Source organism: Paludisphaera sp., from assembly GCF_037189885.1.
Classification (GTDB): Bacteria; Planctomycetota; Planctomycetia; order Isosphaerales; family Isosphaeraceae; genus Paludisphaera.
On record NZ_JBBCIR010000032.1, the window covers coordinates 1 to 5,241 of the forward strand.

At 72.2% G+C, this 5,241-nt stretch carries 7 protein-coding genes; 2 read left to right on the forward strand and 5 right to left on the reverse strand.

What is annotated here, in order from left to right:
• The first annotated feature begins 318 nt into the window (after positions 1 to 318).
• A complete protein-coding gene (locus WG209_RS11725; RefSeq protein ID WP_337175229.1) occupies positions 319 to 561 on the forward strand; it encodes a hypothetical protein in 243 nt (80 codons plus the stop codon).
• A gap of 25 nt (positions 562 to 586) precedes the next feature.
• On the opposite strand, the gene WG209_RS11730 is transcribed toward WG209_RS11725, so the two are convergent.
• Positions 587 to 1,306, reverse strand: coding sequence for a magnesium chelatase (locus WG209_RS11730; RefSeq protein ID WP_337175230.1), 720 nt, complete (start codon positions 1,304 to 1,306; stop codon positions 587 to 589).
• 120 nt (positions 1,307 to 1,426) lie between these two features.
• Complete coding sequence (locus tag WG209_RS11735) at positions 1,427 to 1,984, reverse strand: hydrolase (RefSeq protein ID WP_337175231.1); 558 nt, start codon at positions 1,982 to 1,984, stop codon at positions 1,427 to 1,429.
• A 192-nt stretch (positions 1,985 to 2,176) separates the two neighbouring features.
• Between WG209_RS11735 and WG209_RS11740 the strand changes: the two genes are divergently transcribed.
• Positions 2,177 to 3,907, forward strand: coding sequence for a response regulator (locus WG209_RS11740; RefSeq protein ID WP_337175232.1), 1,731 nt, complete (start codon positions 2,177 to 2,179; stop codon positions 3,905 to 3,907).
• Between the two features lie 47 nt (positions 3,908 to 3,954).
• Here the strand turns inward: WG209_RS11740 and WG209_RS11745 are convergent, their stop codons facing one another.
• The 3 genes from WG209_RS11745 to WG209_RS11755 form a co-directional block, all read right to left on the reverse strand.
• Positions 3,955 to 4,092 (reverse strand): hypothetical protein, encoded by a 138-nt coding sequence (locus WG209_RS11745; RefSeq protein WP_337175233.1) that lies wholly within the window; start codon positions 4,090 to 4,092, stop codon positions 3,955 to 3,957.
• Between the two features lie 35 nt (positions 4,093 to 4,127).
• Entirely contained in the window at positions 4,128 to 4,514 is a 387-nt protein-coding gene (locus WG209_RS11750) for a hypothetical protein (protein WP_337175234.1), read from the reverse strand.
• Between the two features lie 118 nt (positions 4,515 to 4,632).
• Positions 4,633 to 4,776, reverse strand: coding sequence for a hypothetical protein (locus WG209_RS11755; RefSeq protein WP_337175235.1), 144 nt, complete (start codon positions 4,774 to 4,776; stop codon positions 4,633 to 4,635).
• Positions 4,777 to 5,241: the final 465 nt, after the last annotated feature.

The window sequence follows — 5,241 nt, forward strand, 5'->3', positions numbered from 1 at the left end:
CGGCGGCGGTCGCCCCCTCATCCGGCCTTCGGCCACCTTCTCCCACCAGGGGAGAAGGGATGGCCCCTCGGATCCTGGCGATCGTTAACGCCAGGTAAGCTGCCGTTGGCAACTCGTTGACGCGGCCGTGAACCCTCGTGAGCCCTTCGAACGGGGGGCCGCCATGGATCAAGGGCCATTGGTGATCGAGGAAATCGAGGCCGGGGAGCGTCTGCTCCGCGAATTCGATGACTACGCGCCGATCAAGGTCGCGTTCTGGAGCGGGCCAGCGGCGAGGACGAGAGGTATCTCTACATCGCGTCCGACCGGATCGACGTCGTGAGCACCGGCGATGCTTATGGAGAAGTCGTGCGGATCGCGTCGAAGATCGATTCCCCTTTCTTCAACATGTTCCGCGTGAAGGTCATCAGCCCCTCGAACCCCATGGCCCGCGCGGCGATCGAGGCGCGCGGGCGCTTCCCGGCCGGCATGGCCGCGCGGCTCGGCGGCGGGGTGTTCGGCGATGTCCATGCCGCGGACGTCTACATCTACCCGGCGCTCGACCACGCCGCGACGCCCTGATCCGTCGGCCGCCCGACGCGATCCGTCAGGGGCCGGGGCGCGAGACGTATCGGCCGCCGCTCTCGCGGGCGACGCGGGGGAGGGCGTCGCCGGCCAGGCCGCCGGCCATGTCGACGCAGTGGATGGGGACCTTGCGCGGGTTGGCCTTGGCGATCGCCTCGACGGTCCCCTCGGGGAAGTCGCCGTCGGAGAGGAGGAAGACGGCCGCCGGCCTCAGGGCGAGCGCCTGGAGGACGGCGTCGCGGGGGTTGGTCCCCCCCTCGGGCTCGATGCGCCCCAGCCACGACCGCAGCATCTCCTTGTTGCGGCGGTCGGCCACGCGGGGGATGGGGCCGCCGGGCATGGCGGTGGCCTCGTCGTTGTAGAAGATCACCTCGAATTGCTGCGGCGCCTCCAGCGCCCCCACGCTGCGCCGCAGCTCGATAGTCGCCCTCGCGATGCGCCCCTCGTCCATCATGCTGCCCGACTGGTCGAGCACGTAGACGAAGAACCGCCCCCGCGCCGAGATCCCGAAGAACCGGGCCCGGTTCCAGGGGGGTAGGTCGGAGTCGTCCTCGTACCGGCCGTCGGGGGCGTCCTCGCCGGGGGGCCGGAGGAACGGGCTGCGCTTGCGGGCCTCGACCTCCTCCGGGGTGCGGACCCTGGGGGCGTCGTCGCGGGCGGGGGGGCGCTGGGCCTCGGCGACGCCCAAGGAGGCGAGGAGGGCCAGCCCGAGCGCCAGGACGCCGCGACGGATCGACCGCATGCCGGGCCCTCCGGAGGGGGATTGCTCCGCGGAAAACGCCCCCGCGGATCATCATAACGTCCTCCCCCCGCGATGGGGGAGGGTCGTCCCGCCGCGTCCCGGGACGGCGCGGGGGTCGGGTCAGGTTCGTTCCTTGACCAGGGCGCTGAGGGCCTTGAACTCGGGGCGGTCGGCGGTCTCGCACCATTCGAAGAGGACGGCCTCGGTCGTGGTGATCACGGCGCCGGCCGCCTCCAGGCGGCGGAGGGAGACGTCGCGGTCGATCGGGTCGCGCGAGGCGACGGCGTCGGCGACGACCTGCACGCGGAAGCCCAGGTCGAGCAGGTCGAGCGCCGTCTGCGCCACGCAGACGTGGGCCTCGACCCCCGCCAGGGCGACGTGGCGCGCCTGCCTGCCGTAAAGCTGCTCCATGACCTCCGTGGAGGCGCAGCAGGCGAAGGCCGTCTTCGACGCCCGTTCGGGGAGCAGCTCGGCGATCGTCGCCACGGTGGGGCCGAGCTTCTCGGGATATTGCTCGGTCGCCTGGGCCGGCACGCCCAGCAGCCGGGCGCCCCGGACCAGCCGGGAGACGTTGGCGACGACCCTGGGGCCGTCGGCGACGGCGGGGACCAGCTTCTCCTGCAGGTCGACGACCAGCAGCGCCCCGTGGCGGGCGGTCAGGCGTTGGGTGGCTCGCATGGGGTTCCCTCGTGGAAGGGGGGCTCGGGGCCCCGGGACGGGCTTCAGTCTATCGGATCCTTGCCGGGGGTGGGACCTGGCATTAGGATGGCGGGATACCGTCCGAGCGGGCGAAGGGCCCGCCCCGCCCAGGCCGGGGCCCTCGGGACCCCCGCGGCCGCGTCCCGCCTCCAGACACATTGGGTCGACAACGTGGCCGAGAAGCCTCGCGTTCTGGTCATCGAGCGGGACGAATCGCGGGGCGGCGCCGTGCTGGACCGGCTGCGGGACTCCGCCGAGATCGTCACCGTCCGCACGATCTCCCGCGCCCTCGCCCAGCTCCGCGACGGCCGGTTCGACGGCGTGTACGTCGACGCCTCGCAGCTCGCCGCGGCGCGATGGGTCGGCATGGTCATCCAGGCGGAGGAGATCCTCGACGCGATCTCCGACGGCGTCGCCGTGGTCGACCCCGACCTGCGGATCATCTGGGCCAACCCCGAATTCCTCTCGTTCGCCGCCGACCCCGCCCGCGCCGTCGGCGAGCGGTTCTACCAGGCCCTCGCCGAGGCCGAGATCCTCGGCCCGGAGCCCTGCCCGTTCACCACCGCGGTCGCCCGGCGCGGGCCGTCGAACACCGTCGTCAAGGTCGGCGACGGCCGCTACCTCCGCGTCACCGTCACCCCCGTCTTCGACGCCCGCCACGCCCTGACCCACCTGATCGCCCTGACGCGCGAGATCACCGACGAGACCCAGCAGCAGCTCAAGGTCGACGCCATCGCCCGCGCGGGGGACGAGCTGGCCGACCTCACCCCGGACGAGCTGTCTCGGATGAGCCCGGAGGAGCGCACCGACCTCCTCAAGTACAACATCGCGCGGCACATGAAGGATCTGATGGGGCTCGACTTCATCCAGATCCGCCTGCTCGACCGCCAGACCGGCCGGCTGGTCTCGCTGCTGACCGAGGGGATGACCCCGGTGGCCGCCTCGCGCGAGCTGTCGGCCGCCAGGGAGGGGCAGGGGGTGACCGGCCTGGTCGCGGCCACCGGCCAGAGCTACCTCTGCCCGGACACCACCAAGGATCCCCACTACCTGGAGGGCGCCAAGGACGCCCGCAGCTCGCTGACCGTCCCGCTGATCCACCACGGCGCCGTCGTCGGCACCCTCAACGTGGAGAGCGACCAGCCCGACGCCTTCGACGACCGCGACCGCCAGTTCCTGGAGATCTACGGCCGCAACATCGCCTCGGCGCTGAACACTCTGGAGCTGCTCCAGGCCGAGAAGGCGAGCACCGCCAGCGCCTCCGTCCAGGCCATCAGCCGCGAGGTCGCCCTGCCGCTGGACGACGTCATCACCGACGCCGTCACCGTGCTCGACCGCTACGCCGGCCACGACGAGGACGTCATCGCAAGGCTGCGCCACCTGCTCTATCGCGCCCGCGAGATCCGCGGCATCATCCAGAAGGTCGGCGCGACGATCGCCCCTCCGCCCAGCCGGGTCGCCCACCCCCCCGCCGCGCGGCTCTCCGGCGCCCGCCTGCTGGTGGTCGACGCCGACGCGGCCATCCGAAGCTCGGCCCACCAGCTCCTGGGCATGCAGGGGGCGACCGTCGAGACCGCGCGCGACGCCGGCGAGGCCCTCGCGCTCGCCCGGCAGGCGCCCTACTCCGCCGCCCTGGCCGACATCCGCCTGCCCGACATGGACGGCCACGCCATCTACAAGCAGCTCCGCGAGGTCCAGCCGGGGCTCCCCGTCATCCTGATGACCGGCTTCGGCTACGACCCCACCCACTCCATCGTCAAGGCCCGCCAGGAAGGGCTGCAGACGGTCCTCTACAAGCCCTTCCGCTCCGACAGGCTCATGGAGGCCGTCGAGCAGGCGCTCAAGCTCCAGGCGGCGGGGCCCGAGGAGGCCCCGCCTCGGGACGGCGCGGGGTCGGGCGAATAGTCGGCGATGCTCGCGCCGGGCGCCCCGGATCGGGGCCGTCGCTACGGCTACAGCTCCGGCTCGCGCCCCGCGTGCCCGGGACGCTCGCCCTTGCGCCTGACGATCATCGTATAGAGGATGTAGGCGACGAGCAGGCCGCCCAGCGTGTAGAAGACCAGGGGGTCGGTGATCCAGAAGCGATTCATGATTTCAGCGGCCCAGGGGTTCGCGCGAGGCGGGACTAGAGGGGGAACGACGCGTTCGTCAGGAAGTGGTCGGAGACCCAGAAGACGCCCAGCAGGAAGGCGACGGCCGCCCCGACGCCGACGACCCACGGGACGAGCGCCGCGAGGAAGACCGTCCACCTCGCCCGGACGCCGTGCGTCGGCGTCCGCTTGAAGCGGGCCAGGGCGGTGAGCCAGCTCTCCAGCACGATCAGCGAGCCGGCCCCGGCCGCGATCACCGCGACGAACGGGTCGTCGCTCCAGAAGATCGCCGCGATCCCGAAGAGCGCCGCGCAGAGGCCGACCAGGCAGGCGACGTCCCCGCGCGAGACCTCCAGGGGCTCGCGACGCGGCTCCTCCCACTCGATCTCGGGGACCGGCGGCGGGTCGTAGACGTCGTGCATGAGGAGGGCTCGGTGGGGGCGGAATCGCATCGATGTCTCACGCGACGGCGGGGCGGGGCGGGCTAGGGGCGGCGGGGTCGATCCGGTCGGACCATTGTACCGGACCCGCCCACCGCCGTCATCGCTCCAAGCTGATCGCGTGGCGTTCGGGCGGTCGTCCTCCGGCCGTCGCGCCGTCACCCGGGCCGATCGCCGCGTCCGCGCGACTCGCCGCCGCCAGCGTCGGGACGGCCGTCGCCAGGATTGCCGGTCGTCGTCTCATGTTCGTCCCTCGCGGCGGCCCACCGCGTCGCAAGTTCGAAGCTTTTAGGCGACCCCCTCTTACTAACTATAAGACGCGCGACCGAGGGCGGCCAGGGAGGTGTCGTGGAGGGGCCGCCGTGGACCTTCGGGATGAGAGAAACCGACCGCGACGACGACAACCCTTCCTTCTCCCCAAGTGGGAGGAGGTGGCCGAAGGCCATGGTGTTCGGCGCCACTTGCATGCGGCGGCCGATCCGGTCGGCGCCGTCGGCCGCGCGGCTGGGCTCCTCGCGGGCGCGGCGGTTGGCCAGGTGGGCGGCCATCTCGTCGGCGGTCGCCCTGCCCTAGTGGTCTACCGCTTTGAAGGTTGTGGGTAGAGGTGAGCCAGCCTCCGGCGGGCGTCGGCCACCCGGAAGCTCCACTTGACCTGCACCCTCGACCGGTTCCGCTCCTCCTCCCACGGCTCGACCTGGGCCGACACCGC

What these genes read in the sequence shown, in the direction of transcription:
- WG209_RS11750 (WP_337175234.1), bottom strand. Translation starts at nt 4,514, where the DNA reads ATGCACGACGTCTACGACCCGCCGCCGGTCCCCGAGATCGAGTGGGAG.
- WG209_RS11730 (WP_337175230.1), bottom strand. Translation starts at nt 1,306, where the DNA reads ATGCGGTCGATCCGTCGCGGCGTCCTGGCGCTCGGGCTGGCCCTCCTC.
- WG209_RS11745 (WP_337175233.1), bottom strand. Translation starts at nt 4,092, where the DNA reads ATGAATCGCTTCTGGATCACCGACCCCCTGGTCTTCTACACGCTGGGC.
- WG209_RS11755 (WP_337175235.1), bottom strand. Translation starts at nt 4,776, where the DNA reads ATGAGACGACGACCGGCAATCCTGGCGACGGCCGTCCCGACGCTGGCG.
- WG209_RS11735 (WP_337175231.1), bottom strand. Translation starts at nt 1,984, where the DNA reads ATGCGAGCCACCCAACGCCTGACCGCCCGCCACGGGGCGCTGCTGGTC.